General features: G+C 65.3%; 9 protein-coding genes and 1 pseudogene. 5 read left to right on the forward strand and 5 right to left on the reverse strand.

Annotated elements, in window-relative coordinates:
- Nucleotides 1–21 precede the first annotated feature (21 nt).
- Complete coding sequence (locus tag F6X59_RS25900; RefSeq protein ID WP_152958928.1) at nucleotides 22–12,963, forward strand: non-ribosomal peptide synthetase; 12,942 nt, start codon at nucleotides 22–24, stop codon at nucleotides 12,961–12,963.
- Nucleotides 12,964–13,107: 144 nt separating this feature from the next.
- On the opposite strand, the gene F6X59_RS25905 is transcribed toward F6X59_RS25900, so the two are convergent.
- Both F6X59_RS25905 and F6X59_RS25910 read right to left on the reverse strand, forming a co-directional pair.
- Nucleotides 13,108–13,818 (reverse strand): ATP-binding cassette domain-containing protein, encoded by a 711-nt coding sequence (locus F6X59_RS25905; protein ID WP_372240542.1) that lies wholly within the window; start codon nucleotides 13,816–13,818, stop codon nucleotides 13,108–13,110.
- Nucleotides 13,818–14,576, reverse strand: coding sequence for a hypothetical protein (locus F6X59_RS25910; RefSeq protein ID WP_152958930.1), 759 nt, complete (start codon nucleotides 14,574–14,576; stop codon nucleotides 13,818–13,820). The genes F6X59_RS25905 and F6X59_RS25910 overlap by 1 nt, the downstream gene beginning before the upstream one ends.
- 508 nt (nucleotides 14,577–15,084) lie before the next feature.
- Here F6X59_RS25910 and F6X59_RS25915 point away from each other — a divergent pair.
- A pseudogene (locus tag F6X59_RS25915) lies at nucleotides 15,085–15,264 on the forward strand (phosphopantetheine-binding protein); the annotation flags it as partial.
- A gap of 87 nt (nucleotides 15,265–15,351) precedes the next feature.
- On the opposite strand, the gene dsbG reads toward F6X59_RS25915, so the two are convergent.
- Genes dsbG through dsbD form a run of 3 tightly spaced genes read right to left on the reverse strand, consistent with a single transcriptional unit; the run spans nucleotide 15,352 to nucleotide 18,660 of the window.
- Complete coding sequence (dsbG, locus tag F6X59_RS25920; protein WP_152958932.1) at nucleotides 15,352–16,110, reverse strand: thiol:disulfide interchange protein DsbG; 759 nt, start codon at nucleotides 16,108–16,110, stop codon at nucleotides 15,352–15,354.
- A gap of 1 nt (nucleotide 16,111) precedes the next feature.
- Nucleotides 16,112–16,948 carry a TlpA family protein disulfide reductase gene (locus F6X59_RS25925; RefSeq protein ID WP_152958933.1) on the reverse strand — a complete coding sequence of 279 codons (837 nt, stop codon included), beginning with the start codon at nucleotides 16,946–16,948 and terminating at the stop codon, nucleotides 16,112–16,114.
- The gene (gene dsbD, locus F6X59_RS25930) at nucleotides 16,948–18,660 is read right to left on the reverse strand and encodes a protein-disulfide reductase DsbD (RefSeq protein ID WP_152958934.1); all 1,713 of its coding nucleotides are present in this window, start codon (nucleotides 18,658–18,660) and stop codon (nucleotides 16,948–16,950) included. The genes F6X59_RS25925 and dsbD overlap by 1 nt, the downstream gene beginning before the upstream one ends.
- A 280-nt stretch (nucleotides 18,661–18,940) precedes the next feature.
- Between dsbD and F6X59_RS25935 the strand changes: the two genes are divergently transcribed.
- From F6X59_RS25935 to F6X59_RS25945, 3 genes are read left to right on the forward strand one after another with little or no spacing between them, the layout of a single operon-like run.
- Nucleotides 18,941–21,772: a xanthine dehydrogenase family protein molybdopterin-binding subunit gene (locus F6X59_RS25935; RefSeq protein WP_152958935.1), complete on the forward strand. Its 2,832-nt coding sequence runs from the start codon at nucleotides 18,941–18,943 to the stop codon at nucleotides 21,770–21,772.
- Nucleotides 21,765–22,301 (forward strand): (2Fe-2S)-binding protein, encoded by a 537-nt coding sequence (locus tag F6X59_RS25940; RefSeq protein ID WP_013973477.1) that lies wholly within the window; start codon nucleotides 21,765–21,767, stop codon nucleotides 22,299–22,301. Before F6X59_RS25935 ends, F6X59_RS25940 begins: the two co-directional genes overlap by 8 nt.
- 2 nt (nucleotides 22,302–22,303) lie before the next feature.
- Nucleotides 22,304–23,515, forward strand: coding sequence for a cytochrome c (locus F6X59_RS25945; protein ID WP_152958936.1), 1,212 nt, complete (start codon nucleotides 22,304–22,306; stop codon nucleotides 23,513–23,515).
- Nucleotides 23,516–23,518 lie beyond the last annotated feature (3 nt).

Raw genomic sequence — 23,518 nt, forward strand, 5'->3', positions numbered from 1 at the left:
AGACACTGGCAGGAACCCCCCATGACGGACGCCTTCGAACTCCCGCTCTCGCTGGTCCAGGCCCTGGCGCAACGCGCCGCGCAGACCCCGGACCGCATCGCCCTGCGCTTTCTGGCCGATGCCCCCGGCGAGCAGGCCGTGCTCAGCTACCGCGACCTGGATGCGCGTGCGCGCACCATCGCCGCGGCGTTGCAGGCCCGCGCCAGCTTCGGCGAGCGGGCCGTGCTGCTGTTCCCCAGCGGCCCGGACTACGTGGCGGCGTTCTTCGGTTGCCTGTACGCCGGGGTCATTGCCGTGCCGGCCTATCCACCGGAGTCGTCACGCCGCCATCACCAGGAGCGCCTGCTGTCGATCATCGACGATGCCGAACCGCGCCTGCTGCTGACCGTCGGTGCGCTGCACGACAGCCTGCAGGGTCTCGAAGCCCTGGCCGGCGACCACGCGCCTGAACTGCTGGCAGTGGATGCGCTTGATCCGGCATTGGCCGAGCGCTGGCGCGAGCCGGTGTTGAATGCGCACGACATCGCCTTCCTGCAGTACACCTCCGGCTCCACCGCACTGCCCAAGGGCGTGCAGGTCAGCCACGGCAACCTGGTGGCCAACGAGCAACTGATCCGCACCGGCTTTGGCATCGACCTCAACCCGGACGATGTGATCGTCAGCTGGCTGCCGCTGTACCACGACATGGGCCTGATCGGCGGGCTGCTGCAGCCGATCTTCAGTGGCGTGCCGTGCGTGCTGATGTCGCCGGGCTACTTCCTCGCCCGGCCGCTGCGCTGGTTGCAGGCAATCAGCGAGTACGGCGGCACCATCAGCGGCGGGCCGGACTTCGCCTACCGGCTGTGCAGCGAACGGGTCAGCGACGCCGCCTTGGCCGGCCTCGACCTGAGCCGTTGGCGTGTGGCCTATTCCGGCTCCGAGCCGATCCGCCAGGACAGCCTCGCCACCTTCGCCGACACGTTCGCTGCCTGCGGCTTCCAGCCGGGCAGCTTCTTTGCCAGCTATGGCCTGGCCGAAGCCACCTTGTTTGTCAGTGGCAGCCGCCGTGGCCAGGGCATCGGCGCGCTGGAACTGGACAGCGATGCGTTCGCCGCCAACCGTGCCGAAACCGGCAAGGGCAGTGTGCTGATGAGCTGCGGCTACCCGCAGCCCGGCCACGCGGTGCGCATTGTCGAGCCGCAGCAACTTGAAGTGCTGGGCGACAACCAGGTCGGCGAGATCTGGGCCGGCGGCCCGAGCATCGCCCGGGGTTACTGGCGCAACCCTGAAGCCACGGCGCGCACCTTCGTCGAAAGGGATGGCCAGACCTGGTTGCGGACCGGCGACCTCGGCTTCATGCGTGACGGCGAAGTGTTCGTCACCGGTCGCTTGAAGGACATGCTGATCGTCCGCGGCCAGAACCTTTACCCGCAAGACCTGGAAAAGACCCTGGAGCGTGAGGTCGAAGTGCTGCGCAAGGGCCGGGTGGCCGTGTTCGCCGTCGACGACCAAGGCGAGGAGGGCATCGGCGTGGCGGTGGAAATCAGCCGCAACGTGCAGAAGGCGGTCAAACCCGAGGCCCTGATCAAGGCCCTGCGCCAAGTGATCGCCGATGCCTGTCGCCAGGCACCGGCGGTGGTCCTGCTGCTCAACCCGGGTGCATTGCCCAAGACCTCCAGCGGCAAGCTGCAGCGTTCGGCCTGCCGCCTGCGCATGAATGATGGCAGCCTGGATTGCTATGCACGCTTCCCCGTGGCTGCCGGGCCGGTTGCAGAGACAGCAACCGGCGACGACCTGCAAGCGCGCATTGCGGGTATCTGGCGCGAAGTCCTCAAGGTCGAGGCGGTTGCCGTTGACGACCACTTCCTGCTGCTGGGTGGCAACTCCATCGCCGCTACCCAGGTCACTGCGCGCCTGGCTGATGAGCTGGGTATCGCGCTGAGCCTGCGGGCTTTGTTCGAGGCGCCGACACTGGCCGAGTACAGCGCTGCGGTGGCCGCCATCCTTGCTGAAGGGGCTGGTGAGCCCACCGCTATCACGGCGCTGCACCGTGGCCAAGCCTTGCCGCAGTCGCTGGCACAGAACCGCCTGTGGCTGACCTGGCAGCTTGAGCCGCAGTCTGCGGCCTATAACATTCCTGCCGGCCTGCACCTGCGCGGCGAGCTGGATGAGCCCGCGCTTGAAGCAGCGTTCCAGGCGTTGGTAGCGCGCCACGAGTCGCTGCGTACGGTGTTCAGCGAAGAGGACGGACAGGCGTTGCAGCGTGTCCTGCCGGAGCAGCCGTTCAGCCTTCAGCGCCTGGACCTGGAAGGGCTGACGCCCGAGCAGGTGGCCTTGCGCCGCGAGCAAGAGGCGCAACAGCCCTTCGACCTGACCCAGGGCCCGCTGCTGCGCGTGACCCTGGTGCGCCTGGATGACGAAGACCATCAGCTGTGGGTGACCTTGCACCACATCGTCGCCGATGGCTGGTCGCTGAACATCCTGCTCGACGAGTTCGCCAAGCTGTATGCCGCCCGTTGCCAGGGCCAGGACGCCAAGTTGCCGGCGCTGACCCTGGGTTACGCTGACTACGGCAGCTGGCAGCGCCAGTGGCTGGCCGAGGGCGAAAGCGCCCGTCAGCTGGCGTACTGGAAAAGTGCATTGGGCGATGCCTTGCCGGTGCTCGACCTGTACCCGGACCAGCCGCGCTCCAGCCAGCACCAGAACCGCGCCGCGCGCTTGAAAGTAAAAGTGCCGGCCAGGCTGGCCGATGCCCTCAAGGGCCTGGCCCGCGAACAGCAGGCCAGCCTGTTCATGGTCTTGCTGGCCGCCTGGCAAGGCCTGCTGCACCGCTACACCGGCCAGGGCGACATCCGTGTCGGCGTGCCCAATGCCAACCGCCCACGCCAGGAAACCCAGGGTATGGTCGGCTTCTTCATCAACACCCAGGTGCTGCGTGCGCAGCTGGATGGCCGCCTGCCGTTCGCCCAGCTGCTGGCCCAGGTGCGCGGCGCGACCCTCGACGCCCAGGCCAACCAGGACCTGCCCTTCGAGCAATTGCTCGAAGCCCTGCCCGACGCGCGTGAGCAGGGCCTGTTCCAGGTCATGTTCAACCACCAGCAGCGTGATCTTTCGGCGCTGCGCCGCCTGCCGGGCCTGCTCGCCGAAGAGCTGCCATGGCACAGCCGCGAAGCCAAGTTCGACCTGCAACTGCACAGCGAAGAGGACCACCAGGGCCGCCTGAGCCTGGCCTTCGACTACGCTGCCGAGCTGTTCGACGTCAGCACCGTCAAGCGCTTGGCCCAGCACCTGCTGGCGCTGCTTGAGCAAGTCTGCGCGCAACCGTTACTGCCGCTGGGCGACGTGCAACTGCTGGATGAGCAGGGGCGTCAGCAACTGCTCGCGTGGGGTGAGGCACCTGCGCCTGCCCCGCAGCGCCTGCTGGTCGAGCAGCTTAACGAACAGGCGCGCCTGACCCCGGAGCGCACCGCCCTGGTCTGGGAGGGTGGCAGCCTCGACTACGCCGAACTGCATCAGCAGGCCAACCGCCTGGCGCACTATCTGCGCGACAAAGGCGTCGGCCCCGACACTTGCGTGGCCATCGCGGTCGAGCGTTCGCCGCAACTGCTGGTTGGCTTGCTGGCGATCCTCAAGGCCGGCGGCGCCTATGTGCCGCTGGACGTCGACTACCCGGCCGAGCGCCTGGCCTACATGCTTGGCGACTGCCAGGCCAGCCTGCTGCTCAGCCATAGCAGCCGGCTCGGCACGCTGGCGCAGGTCGACGGCGTCAGCGCCATCGCCCTCGACCAGCTGCACCTGGACAGCTGGCCAAGCCAGGCGCCGGGCCTGCACTTGCACGGCGACAACCTGGCCTACGTGATCTACACCTCCGGCTCCACCGGCCAGCCGAAGGGCGTGGGCAACACCCATGCCGCCCTGGCCGAGCGCCTGCAGTGGATGCAGGCCCGCTATGCGCTGGATGAAAGTGACGTGCTGATGCAGAAGGCGCCGATCAGCTTCGACGTGTCGGTGTGGGAGTGCTTCTGGCCGTTGGTCACCGGCTGCAAGTTGGTGCTGGCCGGCCCCGGCGAGCACCGCGACCCGCAGCGCATCGCCGCGCTGGTGCAGCAGCATGGCGTGACCACGCTGCACTTCGTACCACCGCTGCTGCAGGTGTTCGTGCAGGAGCCGCTGGCCGCTGGTTGCAACAGCCTGCGCCGGCTGTTTTCGGGCGGCGAGGCGCTGCCATCGAACCTGCGTGACCGTGTGCTGCAGCTGCTGCCACAGGTGCAGTTGCACAATCGCTACGGCCCGACCGAAACCGCCATCAACGTTACCCACTGGCATTGCCAGGCAGACGATGGCGAGCGTTCGCCGATCGGTCGCCCGCTGGGCAACGTGCTCTGTCGGGTACTGGACGATGAGCTTGAACTGACCGCGCCTGGCGTACCGGGCGAGCTGTATCTTGGCGGTGCCGGCCTGGCCCGTGGCTACCTTGGCCGCCCCGGCCTGACCGCCGAACGTTTCGTGCCCCAGGCTGACGGCAACGGCGCACGCCTGTACCGCAGTGGCGACCGCGCCCGCTGGCAGGTGCAGAGTGAAGCCCTGGAATACCTCGGTCGCCTCGATCAGCAGGTCAAGGTGCGGGGTTTCCGCGTAGAGCCGGAAGAAGTGCAGGCGCGCCTGCTGGCTCAGCCGGGTGTCGAACAGGCACTGGTGCTGATTCACCAGGACGCGGTCGGTGCACAGCTGGTCGGTTACTACAGCGGCAGCGCACCTTCCGAAGTCTTGCTGGCCGCCTTGGCCAAGCAATTACCGGCGTACATGGTGCCGGCCCAACTGATCGGCCTGGAGCACGTGCCGCTGGGCCCGAGTGGCAAGGTCGACCGCAAGGCGCTGCCCGCACCGGTCTGGCAGCAGCGTGCCCATGTCGAGCCACAGACCGCGCTGCAGCAGCAGGTCGCGGCCATCTGGCGCGAAGTGCTGAACCTGCCGCAGGTCGGCTTGCACGACGACTTCTTCGCCCTCGGTGGCCACTCGCTGCTGGCCACCCAGATCGTCTCGCGCACCCGCCTGGCCTGTGATGTCGAGCTGCCGCTCAAGGTGCTGTTCGAGGCCAGCGAACTGGCCGCGTTCTGTGAGGAAATCGCCCGTATCCGCGCTGCCGGCGAGCGCAACCAGCAAGGTGAAATCGCCCGGGTTGACCGCCGCCAGGCCGTACCGCTGTCGTACTCGCAGCAGCGCATGTGGTTCCTCTGGCAGATGGAGCCGGGCAGCCCGGCCTACAACGTTGGCGGCATGGCGCGTTTACGTGGAACGCTGCATGTGGATGCCTTCGAACGCGCCCTGCAGGCGCTGATCGTGCGCCACGAGACCCTGCGTACCACCTTCCCCAGCATCGATGGCGTGCCGTACCAGTGCGTGGCCGACGACAGCGGGCTGCAACTGGACTGGCAGGACTTCACGGCCCTGCCGGCCGATCGCCGTCAGCAGCACTTGCAGCAACTGGCTGACGACCAGGCCCACCAGCCATTCGACCTGGAGCGCGGCCCGCTGCTGCGCGCCTGCCTGGTCAAGACCGAGGACCGTGAACACTACTTCGTGCTGACCCTGCACCACATCGTCACCGAAGGCTGGGCCATGGACATCTTCGCCCGCGAGCTGGGCGAGCTGTACGAAGCCTTCGTCGATGACCGCGAGTCGCCACTGGCGCCGCTGCCAGTGCAATACCTGGACTACAGCGTGTGGCAGCGGCAATGGCTGGAGAGCGGCGAGGGTGCACGCCAGCTGGCCTACTGGAAAGACCGCCTCGGCGATGAGCACCCGGTGCTGGCGCTGCCCGCCGACCGCCCGCGCCCGGCCGTGCAGAGCCACCGTGGCGAGCTCTACCGCTTCGACCTCGACCCGGCCCTGGTTGCCCGCGTGCATGCCTTCAACCACCAGCGTGGGCTGACCCTGTTCATGACCATGACCGCCACGCTGGCCGCCTTGCTGCACCGCTACAGCGGCCAGCGTGACCTGCGCATCGGCGCGCCGGTGGCCAACCGTATCCGCCCGGAAAGCGAAGGCCTGATCGGCGCCTTCCTCAACACCCAGGTGCTGCGTTGCGAGCTGGACGGGCAAATGACCGCCGCCGCCTTGCTCGACCAGGTACGCCAGGCCGCCATCGAAGGCCAGTCGCACCAGGACCTGCCGTTCGACCAACTGGTCGAGGCCCTGCAACCGCCACGCAGCAGCGCCTACAACCCGCTGTTTCAGGTGATGTGCAACGTGCAGCGCTGGGCCTTCCAGCAAAGCCGCCTATTGGCCGGCATGCAGGTGGATTACCTGGTCAACGACGCCAGCGCCACCAAGTTCGACCTGTACCTGGAGGTCACCGACCTCGACGGCCGCCTGGGCTGCTGCCTGACCTACAGCCGCGACCTGTTCGACGAGCCGCGCATCGCGCGCATGGCCGAGCACTGGCAGCAGCTGTTGGTCGGCCTGCTCGACAACCCGCAGCTGCGCCTGTGCGAACTGCCGATGCTGGCCGATGCCGAGCAGCAGGTGCTGATCGGCCAATTGCAGGGCGAGCGGGACTTCGCCCTCGACCAGACGCTACATGGCTTGTTCGCCGCCCAGGCGGCACGCACGCCGACTGCAGGTGCGCTGACCTTTGCCGGCCAGCACATGAGCTACGCCGAGCTCGACCGGCAGGCCAACCGCCTGGCCCGTGCCCTGCGTGAGCGCGGGGTCGGCCCGCAGGTGCGGGTGGGCCTGGCGCTGGAGCGCTCGCTGGAGATGGTGGTCGGCCTGCTGGCCATTCTCAAGGCCGGTGGCGCCTATGTGCCGCTCGACCCGGAATACCCGCTCGACCGCCTGCGCTACATGATCGAGGATAGCCGCATCGGCCTGCTGCTCAGCCAGCGTGTGTTGCTCGAAACCCTCGGTGAATTGCCTGACGGGGTGGCACGCTGGAGCCTGGAAGACGATGCCGCGAGCCTGTCGGCCTACAGCGATGCGCCGCTGGACAACCTCAACCTGCCGCAGCATCAGGCTTACCTGATCTACACCTCCGGCTCTACCGGCAAGCCCAAGGGCGTGGTGGTCAGCCACGGTGAAATCGCCATGCACTGCCAGGCCGTGATCGACGCCTTCGGCATGCGCAGCGATGACTGCGAGCTGCACTTCTATTCGATCAACTTCGATGCCGCCAGCGAACGCTTGCTGGTACCGCTGCTGTGCGGCGCCCGTGTGGTGCTGCGTGCCCAGGGCCAATGGGGCGCCGAGGACATCTGCCAGCTGGTGCGCGAGCAGCAGGTCAGCGTGCTCGGCTTCACCCCTAGCTATGGCAGCCAGCTGGCCCAGTACCTGGCCGGGCAGGGGGAGCAGCTGCCGGTGCGGCTGGTGATCACCGGCGGCGAAGCGCTGACCGGCGAGCACCTGCAGCGTATTCGCCAGGCCTTTGCCCCGCAGCAGTTGTTCAACGCCTATGGCCCCACCGAAACCGTGGTAATGCCGCTGGCCTGCCTGGCGCCGCAGGTGATGCCTGCCGACGCTGGCAGCGTGCCGATCGGCCGGGTGATCGGTGCTCGCACCGCCTACATTCTTGGCGAGGACCTGGCCCTGCTGCCGCAAGGCGGGATTGGTGAGCTCTACGTCGGCGGCGCCGGCCTGGCCCAGGGTTACCATGACCGCCCAGGCCTGAGCGCCGAGCGGTTTGTCGCCGATCCGTTCAGCCGCGATGGTGGGCGCCTGTACCGTACAGGTGACCTGGTGCGCCTGCGTGCCGATGGCCTGGTGGAATACGTCGGCCGTGCCGACCAGCAGGTTAAGATCCGCGGCTTTCGCATCGAGCTGGGCGAAATCGAAAGCCGCTTGCAGGAACATGCCGATGTCGACGAGGCGGTGGTGCTGGCCCTCGACCTGCCGGGTGGCAAGCAGCTGGTCGGTTACCTTGTTTGCCGGCAGGCCACTGCCGACAGCGAGGCTCAGTCCAGGCTGCGTGAAGCGGTCAAGGCCGATGCCCGTCAGCATTTGCCCGACTACATGGTGCCTGCGCACCTGGTACTGCTCGACCGCCTGCCGCTGATGGGCAACGGCAAGCTCGACCGCCGCGCACTGCCAGCGCCGGACCTGGAGCAGGCGCGCCAGCATTACCAGGCCCCGGCCAATGAGCTGGAGGCGCAGTTGGCGCAAGTCTGGCGTGAAGTGCTCAACACGTCCCGCGTGGGTGTACAGGACAACTTCTTCGAACTGGGCGGCGACTCGATCCTGTCGATTCAGGTGGTCAGCCGTGCGCGCCAGCTGGGCTTGCAGTTCACCCCGCGCGACCTGTTCCAGCACCAGACCATCCAGACCCTGGCTGCCGTGGTCAGCCGCAGCGTGGCGCCGAGCAGCATCGAGCAGGGCCCGCGCGAGGGGCGCAGCGGCCTCACGCCGATTCAGCACTGGTTCTTCGACAGTGGCGTGGTCCAGCCGCAGCACTGGAACCAGGCAGTACTGCTGGAGGCGCGTCAGCCCCTGGACCGTGCCCCCCTTGAGCAGGCCCTGGCCGGGCTGGTGGCGCACCACGACAGCCTGCGCCTGCGCTTCACTCAAGGGCAGGCGGCCTTCGCTACGGTATCTGCCGAGCAACTGTTGTGGACTGCCACGGTCGCCGATTTCGACGGCTGCCAGGCGCTGTATACCGACGTACAACGCAGCCTTGACCTGGAGCGCGGCCCACTGCTGCGTGCCTTGCTGGTCAGTGACGGGCAAGGTGCCCAGCGCCTGTTGCTGGCGATCCACCACCTGGTGGTCGATGGCGTGTCCTGGCGCGTGCTGCTCGAAGACCTGCAGGCGCTGTATCGCGGCCAGCCACTGGCGGCCAAGACCCACGCCATGGCCGACTGGGCCGCGCGCCTGGCCAGCTACGCCGGCAGCGATTCGCTGCGCGACGAACTGGGCTGGTGGCAAGGCCAGCTCGGCAGCGTGCGTCACGAGCTGCCATGCGATCACCCGCAAGGTGGCAACCTGCACCGGCATGCCGACACCCTGGCCATCGCCCTGGACGCGGAGCAGACCCGGCAGTTGCTGCAACAGGCACCGGCGGCCTACCACACCCAGGTCAACGACCTGCTGCTGACCGCGCTGGCCCGCACCCTGTGCCGCTGGAGCGGTGATCAGGAAGTGCTGGTGCAGCTCGAAGGCCACGGCCGCGACGGCCTGTTCGAAGACATGGACCTGACCCGCAGCGTCGGCTGGTTCACCAATGCCTACCCGCTGCGCCTGAACCCGCAGGCTGGCGACGACGATGCTGCGCGTGCCACCTCGATCAAGCACATCAAGGAACAACTGCGTCAGGTGCCGCACAAGGGGCTGGGCTACGGCGTGCTGCGTTACCTGGGCGATGCTGCCAGCCGCGAAAGCATGGCGGCGCTGCCCCAGGCGCGCATCACCTTCAACTACCTGGGCCAGTTCGACCAGCAGTTCGACGAGGCCGCCTTGTTCCAGCCGCTGGATGCACCGGCAGGCCTGGCTCACGATCTGGATGCGCCGCTGCCGAACTGGCTCAGTATCGACGGCCAGGTCTTTGGCGGTGCCTTGCAACTGCGCTGGACCTACAGCCGTGAACGCTACGACACGCGGACCATCGCGCAGTTGGCCGAAGCCTATCGCCAGGAACTCCTGGCACTGGTCAGCCACTGCCTGGTCGATGGCAACGGCAGCTTCACGCCCTCGGACTTCCCGCTGGCGCACCTGAGCCAGCAGCAGATCGACGCGCTGCCGGTTCCCGCCGCTCAGATCGAAGACGTCTACCCGCTGACGCCGATGCAGGAGGGCATGCTCTTGCACACCCTGCTGGAGCCGGGCACCGGCCTGTACTACATGCAGGACCGCTACCGCATCAACAGCGCCCTCGACCCGCAACGTTTCGCCCAGGCCTGGCAGGCCGTGGTGGCGCGTCACGAAGCGCTGCGCGCCTCGTTCAGCTGGAACGCAGGCCAGACCATGCTGCAGATCATCCACAAGCCGGGCAACACGCCGCTGGACTATCAGGACTGGCGCGGCCTTGATGAAGCGGCCCAGGAGGCGCGCCTGCAAGCCCTGCACAAAGTGGAGCGGGAGGCAGGCTTTGCCCTGCTGCAGGAGGCGCCGTTCCACCTGCGCCTGGTGCGGGTTGATGACCAACGCTACTGGTTCATGATGAGCAACCACCACATCCTCATCGATGCCTGGTGCCGTTCGTTGCTGATGCACGATTTCTTCGAGATCTACCAGGCCCTCGGCGAAGGCCGCCAGGCCCAGTTGCCGGTGCCGCCGCGCTACCGCGACTACATCGGTTGGCTGCAACGCCAGGACATGGACGAAGCGCGCAGTTGGTGGCAGGCCAACCTGGCCGGCTTCGAACGCGCCACGGCACTCCCCAGCGACCGCCCGCTGCGCAACGACCACACCGGTGACGGCATGGTGGTGGGCGACTGCTACACCCGCCTGGAGGTGAGCGACGGGGTGCGCCTGCGCGAACTGGCCCAGGCCCACCAGCTGACCATCAACACCTTCGCCCAGGCGGCCTGGGCGCTGGTGCTGGCGCGCTACAGCGGCGACCGCGACGTGGCCTTCGGCGTGACCGTGGCCGGGCGCCCGGTGAGCCTGCCGCAGATGCAACGCACCGTCGGCCTGTTCATCAACAGCATCGCCCTGCGCGTGCAATTGCCTGAGCCGGGCCAGCGCCGCAGCGTGCGCCAGTGGCTACAAGGCGTGCTGGAACGCAACATGGAGCTGCGCGAGTACGAGTACCTGCCGCTGGTGGCGATCCAGGAATGCAGCGAACTGCCCAAGGGCCAGCCACTGTTCAACAGCCTGTTCGTGTTCGAGAACGCCCCGGTGGAAACGGCGGTGCTCGACCATGCCCAGCACCTGAATGCCACTTCCGACTCGGGCCGTACCCACACCAACTTCCCGCTGACGGCGGTGTGCTATCCGGGCGATGACCTGGGCCTGCACCTGTCATTCGACCAACGTTACTTCGACTACCCGACCGTCGAGCGCCTGCTGGCCGAGTTCAAGCGCCTGCTGCTGGCGCTGGTGCAAGGCTTTGCAGGGGAGGTGCGCGAGTTGCCGTTGCTGGGCGAGGACGAACAGCGCTTCCTGCTCGACGACTGCAACCGCACCGAGCACGCCTACCCGCTGGAGCAGAGCTATGTGTCGCTGTTCGAAGCGCAGGTGGCTGCGCACCCTGAGCGAACCGTCGCCCGCTGCCTCGGCGCGTCTTATGACTACGCCGGGCTGAACTTGGCGGCCAACCGTCTGGGCCATGCTTTGGTCGCCGCGGGCGTGGTCATCGACCAGCCGGTCGCCTTGCTGGCCGAACGGGGCTTGCCGTTGCTGGGCATGATCGTCGGCAGCTTCAAGGCGGGCGCCGGCTACCTGCCGCTGGACCCGGGGCTGCCGTCGGCGCGGCTGCAGCGCATCGTCGAACTCAGCCGCACGCCGGTACTGGTGTGCAGCGCGGCCTGTGCCGAGCAGGCGCGTCAGTTGCTGGATGAATTGGCAGGTGTGGCGCGGCCGCAGTTGCTGGTGTGGGAAGAGGTGCAGGGCAGCAGCATCGCCAGCCACAACCCAGGCATTCACAGTGGGCCGGACAACCTGGCCTACGTGATCTACACCTCCGGCTCCACCGGGCTGCCCAAGGGCGTGATGGTCGAGCAGCGCGGGATGCTCAACAATCAGCTGAGCAAGGTGCCGTACCTGGCCTTGAGCGAGCACGACGTGATCGCCCAGACCGCCTCGCAGAGCTTCGACATTTCGGTCTGGCAGTTCCTTGCCGCGCCGTTGTTCGGCGCCCGGCTGGAGATCGTGCCGAACGCCATCGCCCACGACCCGCAAGGCTTGCTGGCGCATGTGCAGGCCACTGGCATCACGGTGCTGGAAAGCGTGCCATCGCTGATCCAGGGCATGCTGGCCAACGATCATCAGGCGCTCGATGGCCTGCGCTGGATGTTGCCGACTGGCGAAGCGATGCCGCCGGAGCTGGCTGCGCAGTGGCTGCAGCGTTATCCGCAGATCGGCCTGGTCAATGCCTACGGGCCGGCGGAGTGCTCGGATGACGTGGCCTTCTTCCGCGTCGACATGGCCTCGACCCGCGGCAGCTACCTGCCGATTGGCACGCCGACCGACAACAATCGGCTGTACCTGTATGGCGAGGACCAGGCCCTGGTACCGCTGGGGGCGGTGGGTGAGGTGTGTGTGGCCGGCACTGGTGTCGGTCGCGGTTATGTCGGCGACCCGGTGCGCACGGCACTGGCCTTCATCCCGCACCCGCACGGGGCACCGGGCGAACGCCTGTACCGTACCGGTGACCTGGCGCGGCAGCGCCCGGACGGGGTGCTTGAGTATGTCGGGCGCATTGACCACCAGGTGAAGATCCGCGGTTACCGTATCGAGCTGGGCGAGATCGAGGCGCGCCTGCACGAGCAGGCCGAGATTCGCGATGCGGCGGTGGGGGTGCAGGAGGGGGCCAATGGCAAGCATCTGGTTGGCTACCTGGTGGCACACCAAGATGTGGTTGCCGACGCCGCGCTGCTGGAGCTGGTCAAGCAGCGCCTGCGTGCGGAGCTTCCGGAGTACATGGTGCCGCTGCACTGGGGCTGGTTCGCCAGCCTGCCGCACAACGCCAACGGCAAGCTTGATCGCAAGGCGTTGCCGGCCATCGAGATTGGTGGGCAGCACAGCCAGGACTACCTGGCGCCGCGAGATGAGCTGGAGGAGGTGCTGGCCGGTATCTGGGCCGATGTGCTCAAGGCCGAACGGGTCGGGGTGCATGACAACTTCTTCGAGCTGGGCGGGCATTCGCTGCTGGCCACGCAGATCGCCTCGCGGGTGCAGAAGCAGTTGCAGCTGAACGTGCCGCTGCGGGCGATGTTCGAGTGCAGCACGGTGGAGGCGTTGGCCGAGTATGTGCGCGGGTTGCAGGGCAGCGAGGTGGATGAGGCGAAGGCTCATCGGCTTAGTGATCTGATGGCTGAGCTGGAAGGGCTTTAAGTTGATTGGCTAGCCTGTTCCGGCCCTTTCGCGGGTAAACCCGCGAAAGGGCCGGAACAGGCAACCGAGGTATCAGCGCTTGCCTAGAATCTTGCCAAGAAACTCCCGCCGCGGCGCCCCATGCTGGCAATGCAGTTTGCCCTGTCAATCCTCATGGGAGGACGCTTTGATGAATGCCTCATCGAGTGATGAAGCATTGTAACGCGACATAAATTCCCCGCCGCTATCAAACGCCTCAAGCCGCTGGTTTGCAAGCATGTAGAAGCGGTCACAATTTGCCGCGATCTCTTCGGTGTAATGGGATGATACCAGCACGCTTGCACCTTCTTGGCGCGCACTGTTAATGGCAAGCCAGATGTAATACCTGAACTCCGCGTCCACACCTGCAGTCGGTTCGTCGAGGATGATCAAATCACTCTCTAGCAGTAATAGCGTAAGCGTGAAGTAGCTGCGGATCTCGCCGTAGCTGCAGCGGGCGACTTTTTTTTGGGATATTGAGGTGTACCGCTTGTAAAGTGACGGCGACCATTTGGCCAAGCGGGCCATGATTTCGCTTTGAGACAGCGGCACAGTTGAGCTCAAGTGCCTGATCAGTTCGCCCGTTTCACTCATGCGTAATAATGGAGGTGGCGTCAGAATTTGCGTTAGATAGGCTTGACTCCTTGCTGAGTTGACGACCTGTCCGCTCGAAGGCTTCTTTATTTTGCAGATAAGGTCGAATAGTGTTGTTTTGCCGGCACCATTGCTGCCCAGAATGCCTACCCGTTCACCTGCATTGAGGTTGAGAGCGACATTTTTAATGAGTGGCAGGTTTTCATAACTGAAACTCAAATCTGTCAGGTTGAGTATGTTCACTAGTATCTGCTCCAGACAGGTTGGGTTCTAAAGTGTCGCCCGGTAATGTAAAGGCCGGTGAGCAACGCCGCGAGCGCGATGCAGAAGGCCGCCGGCAAAGGTATTTCATTGTTGAAGATTTTGCTGTTCAGTTGCAGGGGGTTTAATGCAAGCACGCTATGAGGTACAGGGTAAGCCTGCAGTGTGCTCAAATAGCCTGAGAGCAGCATGAGATACGAAAGGATTGAAAACAAAGTGCTGGCGGTATTGAATTTGATGGGGAGTGCAGCGACCACCAGACCCATACAGCTAAAAATCAGAAAGCTGGTGTAAAAGCCTGCAGTCAGGTATGCCCACTCAGTAATCCGGTAGTCGCCGTAGAACGGTTTGGTAGTCAAGTAAAATAACACAGCGTAGAACACGCTTACTGCGGAGTAGCTAAGGAAATGCGATGCCAGGAAACGCCCGATGGCGCTGTGTTGGTAGATAAAGGACCTTGTAAAGCCGCTCTCTCTTCTTCCGATCAGGTAAAAGCTGAAACCAAAAAATGCAACGCTTGCTGAAATGTATGAGTAGAACCACGATGCGGACGCAATGTAGGCGTCATTGCGGGTGGGCTGTGCTTCCGCATAATCCTGGGTCAACAGGAACAGCAGGCAGGGTGCGACGGCTGACCATATAAGGGCAGTGGGCTCTCTAAGGTGCTCCAGGGTCAAGATTCGCGCAATGCACAAGATTTTTTTGGTATTTATGATTATGGAGGTTAGGTGGTTGGGCATGTGAAATGGACCATTTGTGATAGTGGCTATGTATTGGCGTGAGTGTCGGTAGGCGTGTAATGGTTTTAGTGTTGTATTGAGCTTTCATGAAGGTTCCTTGATTGTGCGGCGCTCTATCGCCGCTTGCGGGTGTCTACAGGTTTAGAGGTTTGACTTTTAATTGTCAATGCGGCGACGAGGCTTGCGTGGATGTGCAGGCGTAATAGTTATGTTTGGTTTGAAGAGGTGAGTGTAGGAGCGTTCCTATGGAAAATTCCTACTTAGGGGGCTGTTTCTAGCTACTTGTGCGGTGGGCTAAATTTTTTGTAGGTTTTATAATCGTCTCGCGTAAGAAAATTTTCTTTTTGATGTTAGATGATTCTTTTTCTTCACGTCTCTCGGTTGTTGGGTGCCAGAAGGGTCGGCGCGATGTTTAACAAATAATCATTGCGGCAGATTGTTTCAAGATATTTGGTCTCGCTCTCATGCACGATTGCATTTTATTGGGAGTGGATGGAACGGCTTCTTTTCGCAGATCGCTTCGCGGGTGCAGAAGCAGTTGCAACTGAACGCGCCGCTGCGGGTGATGTTCGAGTGCAGCACGGTGGAAGAGTTGACCGAGTATGTGCGCGGGTTGCAGGGCAGCGACGTGGATGAGGCGAAGGCTGATCGGCTTAGTGAACTGATGGCTGAGTTGGAAGGGCTGTAGGGCTGTCTTGAGTTTTGCGGGGCGGCGGAAATCGCGCCGCGCGGGCGGCGCTCGATCTACGCATCACCGCAAAACCCAAGCCGTGCACTACCGCTTGCCGAGAATCTTGCCAAGCAGCTCTGGCCGCGGCGCGCCTTGCTGGCTCTGCAGGTTGCCCTGCTCATCCTGATAGAAGATTGCCGGGGTCGCTTGCAGCCCCATCTCCTCCATCAACGCCATGTTCGCCGCCAGCTTCTGCTGCACGGCATCGGGCACCTTGTCCAGTGGCTTCAGGTTGCTCGCCTTGCCCGCTTTCTCATGCTCATGCAGGGCTTTGGCCGGGTCCTTGGCTGCCAACAGGGCTGCCGACTTGCCCGGGCTGTCCTCGCGGATGATGCCGACCATGATATGGCGCAGCTGCACCTTGCCCGACTCCACCCACGGCCGCGCCTGTTCCCAGAACATGTTGCAGTAGGGGCAGTTGGGGTCGCTGAACAGGTACACCTTGCGCGGCGCACTGTCCTTGCCGTCGGCGATCCAGGCGGTTTTCTCCATCTTCGCCCAGATCTCCTTGCTCATCGGCGCGTACACCAACTTCTGCAGCGGCTCGGCGCTGAGGTCCTTGCCTTGTTCGTCGAACAGGCTGCCGACCAGCACGTGCTTGCCGTCCGGGGTCAGGTACAAGGCCAGGGCATTGTTCTGGTACTCGGCGGCATAGCCGCGCAGGCCGTTGGGCGCATCGAAGCTGCCCTTGATCTCGGCGCCTTTGGCTTGCAGTTGCTGGATCGCCTTGGGCAGGTCTTCGGCCTGCACCAGCGGGGCGGCCAGCAGGGCCAGGGACAGGGGCAACAGGGCAGTCAATCGCATGTCAGTTTCCTTGTGCGGCAGGGGCGGGCGCCTTGGCCCGCTCGAAAGGTTCCAGCGCATGGCGCAGGCTGGCCCGCGACAGCTCGCCGAGGTGGCTGCCGATCAGGCGGCCGTCGGCGTCGTAGAACAGAGTGGTGGGCAGGGCCATCGAGCCGACCCGCTGGGCCAGCACGCCGGTGCCGTCGAACAGCACATGGGTCAGGCTCAGCCCGGTGGTGGCGAGGAAGGTCGTGACGTTTTCCGGCGTCTCGCCCTGGTTGACGAATATGAAGGTCACGTGGGGGTATTCGCCCTGGGCCTGCTGCAGCACCGGCATTTCCCGGCGGCAGGGCGGGCACCAGGTGGCCCAGATATTGATCACCAGCGGCTTGCCACGGTAGCTGTGCAGGGCCACCGACTGGCCAGCGGCATTGCGCAGGCTCAGTTCGGGCAGTGCGGTGCCCTTGCTGTACAGGTGGCTGCCCAGGCTGGTCAGGCCCCAGAACAACGCACCGCTGAACAGTGCCCAGCCCAGCGGGCGCCGCAGGCCAGGCTGGCGCCAGCCCTGCCAGAGGGTGGCGAGGACAATGCCGACCAGGCCCGACCAGAGCAGGAAGCCGCCGTCACGGATATCGATGACTTGCACCAGGTCGTCGCGGTACATCGGCCAGTAGGCCAGCACGAAACCCAGGCGGGCGCACAGCAGGCCGACCAGGAACAGGTTGAACAGCGCCGACTCCGGGCTTTCGCCGCCACGCCGGGCGACCCACCAGCCGACCAGGCAGGCCACGCCGAGGGCGGCGAGCATCAGCAGGTGGTTGAGGGCCATGGTCAGCGGCCCGAGGGTTACCGTGAGCATCAGCCTTGGCTCCGGGTCTGGGTCCAGTGTTGCAGGAACGCGGCGGCATCCACCTCACCGGTGATGCGCCGTGCGCGGCGCTCTTCGCCTTCCGGGCCGAGCCAGATGATGCTGGGCGGGCCTGGCACCTGGTAGCGCTGCAGCAGGGCCCGGCTGGCGGCAGAGTCGGCGGTCACGTCCAGGCGCAGCAGGTGCACGCCGGCCAGGCTGGTTTGTACGTCGGGGCGGGTGAACACCTGTTTTTCCATGACCTTGCACGACACGCACCAGTCGGCATAGTAATCGACCATGACCCACTGGCCGCGGGCCTTGGCGGCGTCCAGCTCGCGTTGCAGGGCTTCAGGGCTGCTGACCGTGACGAAGTGCTCGTCGGCTTTTTGTACGGTGGCGGCTGCGCTGCCGCCGGCGAACGGCCGCAGCGGTTGCCACAGGTCGTCGCCCCCCGCAGCAGCGCCGACCAGCAGCAGGCCACCCCACAAAGCGCCCAGCAGTGGGACCGCACGCAGCGCTGGCAAGCGCTGCAGGGCCGGCCACATGGCCCAGCCCAGGGCAATCAGCCAGGCCCCGCTCAGGGCCAGCATCACTGGGGCGGCAAGCAGGCTGCGCACGGTGTACAGGGCCATGGCCAGGAACACGAAGCCGAACACGCCCTTGACCCGGTTCATCCACGCCCCCGGGCGCGGCAGGTAGCGGTTGCCCAGGGTCACCAGCAACAGCAGCGGCACGCCCATGCCCAGGCCGAGGCTGAACAGCACCAGCGCACCTTGCAGCACATCGCCGCTTTGCGCGATGAACAGCAGCGCACCGGCCAGCGGCGCGGTCATGCAGGGGCCGAGCAGCAGGCCGGAGAGGGCGCCCAGCAGCGCCGCACCGTACAGGTTGCCACCACGGGTGCCCTGGCCGGCGCGGTCGAGGCGATCACGCAGGGCGGCCGGCAGTTGCAGCTCGAAAGCGCCGAACATCGGCAGGGCGAGAAGGATGAACAAGCCGGCCAGGCTGCCCAGCAGCCAGGGTTGCTGCAGCCACGCCTGCAGGCTGGCCCCCAGCAGCGCCGCGACCACGCCCAGGGCCGCATACACCAGCGCCATGCTCAGCACATACACCCCGGCCAGCAGCCAGCCGCGCCGGGCGCTGGCGCCGTTGCCCAGGACCAGGCCGGCGAGAATCGGCAGCATCGGCAGCGAGCAGGGGGTGAACGCCAGCAGCAGGCCGAGGCCGAAGAATGCCAGCAGGCTCCAGGCCAGGCTGGCGCTTTGCAGGCCGCTGGCCAGAGCCTGGTCGCTGGCTTGTTCGGCGGCCGGCGGCGCGTTGCCGCCCAGGTCGATGGCGGTGGTCTGCGGTGGGTAGCACAGGCCGGCATCGGCACAGCCTTGCCAGCCCAGGCGCAACTGGCCCTGGGCATTGGCCGGGATCAGCAGTTCGAGCTGGTCGCGGTACACCGCGCTGTCACCAAAGAACTCGTCGTGGTGATTCAGGGCGGGTGGGAGTTGCGGCTGCTGTTCGGCAGGCAAGCCGTCGAATTTCAGGCGCTTCTGGTACAGGTAGTAACCCTGCTTGATCTGGAAGTACAGGCGCATCTGGCCATCGGCCTGGCGGTCGTGAGTCAGCACGAACGCCTGGTTGACCGGCAGGAAGTCGGGCTTGGCGTCGAACGGGTTGGCCTGCAACGGGCCGGCCAGAAGGAACGTCAGGAAGAGCAGAAGGATGCGCATGTCTTCGCCTTGGCAGTACGGAATGGTGGCCATGCTGGCTGGGGTCGATTAACCCAAGGTTAACCGTTCCTGCCGAAGCTGTTGCGGCGCTGCCGCATGTCGGCCTTTGACACAGCGCGACATATTGTCGGCTTGACTTTGCTTATGCCCATATTCTTGTTGTAAAGTTGACGCAGAAGTCAGTTTTTCCGTCCCGCGTGACAAGGTTTTTACCCTTCCGAGTCCCCCGCACAAGAATCAAAAAACATGGGCAGAAATTCTTCTGCCCAGAGGATCAAGCATGTCCAACCGTGATATATCCCGGCGCGCCTTCTTGCAAGGCGGCCTGATTGCTGGTGTCGGCGTGACCATGGCGCCACTCGGCAGCCAGGCGTTCGCCGCCCTGATGGAGGAGCGCGTTACCACCTCGCCGCAAAAGTGGATGAACCATGACGGCAAGGCGCGTTTCCGTAACGACGCGCTGTCCAAGGTCTGTGGCAACAAGGTTTTCGCCCGCGACATCCGCGCCAAGGACATGCCCGGCTGGCCGACCCAGCAAGGCCACGCGCTGCTGCTCAAGGTGACCAAGGTCGACCGGATCTATGACGGCCATGACCTCAGCCTGCTCGGCGCCGACCTGCAGCCGGACCGTATCGTCACCGCCGCCGACCTGGCGCGAGATGGCATTGCCTGGCCCGAGGCCCACTCGCCCGACCCACTGTTGCCGCCCGGCCAGGTGCCGATGTTCATCGGCCATCCGGTGGCGATCCTGATCTGGCACGACTTCGAGCGTTTCCGTCAGGCCAAGCGCAAGTTGCAGTTCAACGACAAGGCGATCAAATACGGCGCCCAGGCCCCGCTGTACCAGCGCGACCCCTATGGCAGCTTCCGCTTCGTGCGCGTGGGCGGCGCCACGCCGTTCGACGACGATGAGTTCTCCAGCCTGAAGAACTCCATGCTGTTCCCGACCATCCTCAACCGCAAACCGGTGTGGTCGAAGCAGCCTGACCAGCACGGCGACCTGACCGAACAGGGCCTGTTCTACGCCAAGCGCATGGGTGAGCAACTGGACAACCCGCCCGAGGACTGGCTGGTGTTCGACGAGCGCTACAAGACGCCGTCGATCGAGCCTGCGGCACTGGAGCCGGACAACGGCAACGGCTGGTACGACCCGGCGACTGGCACGCTGCACTTCGTGGTCGCGACCCAATGCCCGTTCGAAGTGGCGCAGGAATGCGTGCACATGATCAAGCCGTCGCGCTTCACCTTGAACACGCTGAACATGCACCCGGGCTACACCGTGGGCTACGGTTCCAAAGACAACAACATCTTCGTCTTCTACGCTGCCGTGGCCGCGCTGTATGGCGCTGGTGTACCGATCCGCCTGGCCAACGACCGCTACGAGCAGTTCCAGAGCGGTATCAAGCGTCATGCCTTCGACATCCGCTACCAGCTGGCCGTGGACAAGAAGGACAACCGCTTCAAGATCTTCCGCGCCGACATGAGCTGCGACGGCGGCGGGCGCATCAACTACAGCCCGTCGGTGGCTGCAGTGGGCGCCACCGCGGCGCAGTCGATCTACTACATGCCGCAGAACGACCTGTCGGTGACCGCCTACTTCTCCCGCGGTGTCGAGGCCGGCTCCATGCGCGGTTACGGCACCCTGCAGTCCATGGCCGCCACCGAGATGATGGTGGATGAAGTCGCCGGTCGCCTGGGCGTCGATGCCATCGACCTGCGCCGTGCCAACGCCTTGAAGTCGGGCATGAAGAACACCCAGGGCGCGGTCCCGGCCGGTGCCCTGCGCCTGTACGAGATCCTCGACAAGGCTGCAGTGCACGACGGGTGGCGCAACCGCGATGCACGCAAGCAGCAGATGGACGCCAAGGACCCGGACCACTGGTATGGCGTCGGCTTCGCCATCTGCCAGAAGGACTTCGGCACCGGCTCTGAAGCGCCGATGGCGAGCATCGAGTTCAGCGCTGATGGGCGCATCAGCCTGCGCCACATCGGCACCGAGCTGGGGACTGGCATGTCCACTTCCCAGGCCCTGGTGGTCAGCGACTTCCTTGGCCGCTCGGCCGACGAGGTGAAGACGGCGGTCACCGAATGGCCGGAATTGCAACTGACCACCAGCGGCAACCCGTACCTGATCAGCCAGCCTGAGCAGGACACCGCGCTGCGCAACCCGCGCTGGGTCGGCAAGCTCGCCTCGCCGTCGTCGGCGACCAACTCGGCGTTCTACTTCAGCCACGCCACCCGCGAAGCGGCCCGTGTGCTGTTCAACCACGGCCTGTGGCCGGCAGCCATGGCACTCTGGAGCCAGGGCCCGCACGGTGGCCAGGCCAACCCGCTGGTGGTGCGCCGCGAGAACGCGGTGTGGGTCAACGGCGAGCTGACCGGTAACGGCCTGGCGCCGATCCCGTTCGCCCAACTGGCGCAGAAGGCCCATGAGATGGGCCTGGTCACTGGCGTCAGCGTGCACGGTTTCAACCGCTGGAGCTGGGCCGAGGCCGACTTCGTCATCGACGGCGTGCGCGAGCGCTTCCCGCTCGATGCCGTGGCGGTGAAGTACGGCGATGGCGCGGTGAATGCCAAGAAGGCGCAGATGAGCAGCCATGGCTACCACCTGCTCGACCGGCAGAACGCCGCCTACCCGGATACCCAGCTGAACAACGCCATGGTCACCTACTACAGCCCGGTGGCGACCATCGTCGAGGTCAAGGTCAACAAGGGCACCTTTGAGACGCAGGTGCTCAACCACCACAGTTGGGTCGAGTGCGGCCGCGTGCTGGTGCCGGAACTGGTCAAGGGCCAGCTCGAAGGCGGTATCGCCATGGGCATCGGCCATGCGCTGACCGAAGAAATGCCGTTGTACGAGGGCGGGCCCGGGGAGGGCGACTGGAACTTCAACCGCTACCGCCTGCCGCATGCACGCGATGTGGCGGTGTGGAAGCAGACCAGCGAAATCCTCCCGCCGCTGTCACCGACCGACCCGTCCAAGGGCATCGCCGAAGTGGTGATGATCCCGGTCGTCGGTGCCATCGGCAACGCCGTGGCACATGCCATTGGCAAGCGCGTGCGCGATCTCCCCATCACTCCAGCCCGTATCAAGGAGGCCCTCAATGGCTAACCGTCCACTGCAACTGACCCTCAACGGTCAACCGGTCGGCCCGGTCGAGGTCCCTGACGACCTGGCGATGATCGACTACCTGCACGAACACCAGAACCTCACCGGTTCCCGTCTGGGCTGCGGCCAGGGCATCTGCCACGCCTGCGTGGTGATCGTCGACAACCCCGACGGCACCAGCGAGGAAGTGCGCACCTGCATCACCGGCGCGCATTACTTCGAAGGCAAGAAGGTGCGCACCATCGAAGGCCACGCCAAGCAGGACGAGGCCGGCAACCTGACGCTTAACCCGATCCAGCAGAAGTTCGTCGACCTGTTCGCCTTCCAGTGCAGCTACTGCGCGCCGGGCTTCGTCAACGCCGCCACGGTGCTGGTGGAAACCGCCCAGCGCCAGCCGCTCAAGAAGAGCGAAGTGGAAGACCGTATCGAAGCCAGCCTCGGCCACCACATCTGTCGCTGCACCGGCTACGTGCGTTACTACGACGCCACCCGCACGGTGCTCAACGACCTCGGCCTGGTCAAGGAGGGTTGAGCATGGGCTTCGTTCGCAACACACTCGCGCTGGCCCTCGGCCTTGCCGTTGTTTCGCTGGCCCAGGCGGCCGACGAGGCGCAGGTCAAGCGCGGTGAATACCTGGCCCGTGCGGCCGACTGCATGGCCTGCCACACCGCCGAAGGCGGCGCGCCGTTCGCCGGTGGCCTGCCGATCCATTCGCCATTCGGCACCATCTATGGCAGCAACATCACCCCGGACAAGCAGTACGGCATCGGCAACTACACGGCTGACGAGTTCTTCGCCGCGGTCACCGAGGGCAAGCGCAAGGACGGCGCCAACCTCTACCCGGCGATGCCCTACACCTCGTACCACCTGATCAAGCGCGAGGATTCCGATGCGATTCTTGCTTACCTGATGACCGTGCCGCCGATCAACCGCCCGGCACCGCAGACGGCGTTGAGCTTCCCGTTCAACGTGCGCCTGGGGCTGACCGGCTGGAACATGCTGTATGGCAAGAGCGTGCAACTGCAGCCAACCGAAGGCAAAAGCCCGGCCTGGCAGCGCGGGCAGTACATGGTCGAGGTGATGGGCCATTGCGGCGAATGCCACACCCCACGCAACGCCATCGGTGCCCTGCAACAGGACCAGCGCTTCAGCGGCGGCTTGCTCGGTGGCTACCTGGCGCCGAGCCTGCTGGCCCAGGACCTGGCCGACCGCGGCTGGACCCAGCCGGACCTGACCACCTTCCTCAAGCACGGCATCAGTGCCCAGGGCAGCATGTTCAACGAGATGTTCCCGGTGGTGCACCACAGCACCCAGCACCTGGAAGACGCCGACCTGGCGGCCATGGCCACCTACCTGCTCGGCGACCAGCCGCCGCCGGCCAAGGCGATCCAGGCCGTTGCCCTGGAGCAGATGAGCGACAGTGCCAAGCGCGGCCAGCAGCAGTACCTCAACGTCTGCGCCGGTTGCCATGGCGTCGATGGCGAGGGCAAGCCGCACATCGCGGTGGCCATGCGCGGCAACACGGTGCTGCGCCAGGGCGACTCGCGCAACCTGGTCAAGGCCATCCGCGACGGCATCCGTGAGCAGCAGTTCACCGGCTTCGAGCGCATGCAGCCGATGCCGGGCTTCGCCGACAAGCTCGACGACCAACAAGTGACAGACATGGTCAACTACCTGCGCCAGGCCTGGGGTGGATTGCCCGGCGACCTGACCGTACAGCAGCTTGCCGAGCTGAAGGCGGAGTAAACC

Origin of the sequence: Pseudomonas sp. MN1F (assembly GCF_009391885.1) — a bacterium.
GTDB lineage: Bacteria > Pseudomonadota > Gammaproteobacteria > Pseudomonadales > Pseudomonadaceae > Aquipseudomonas.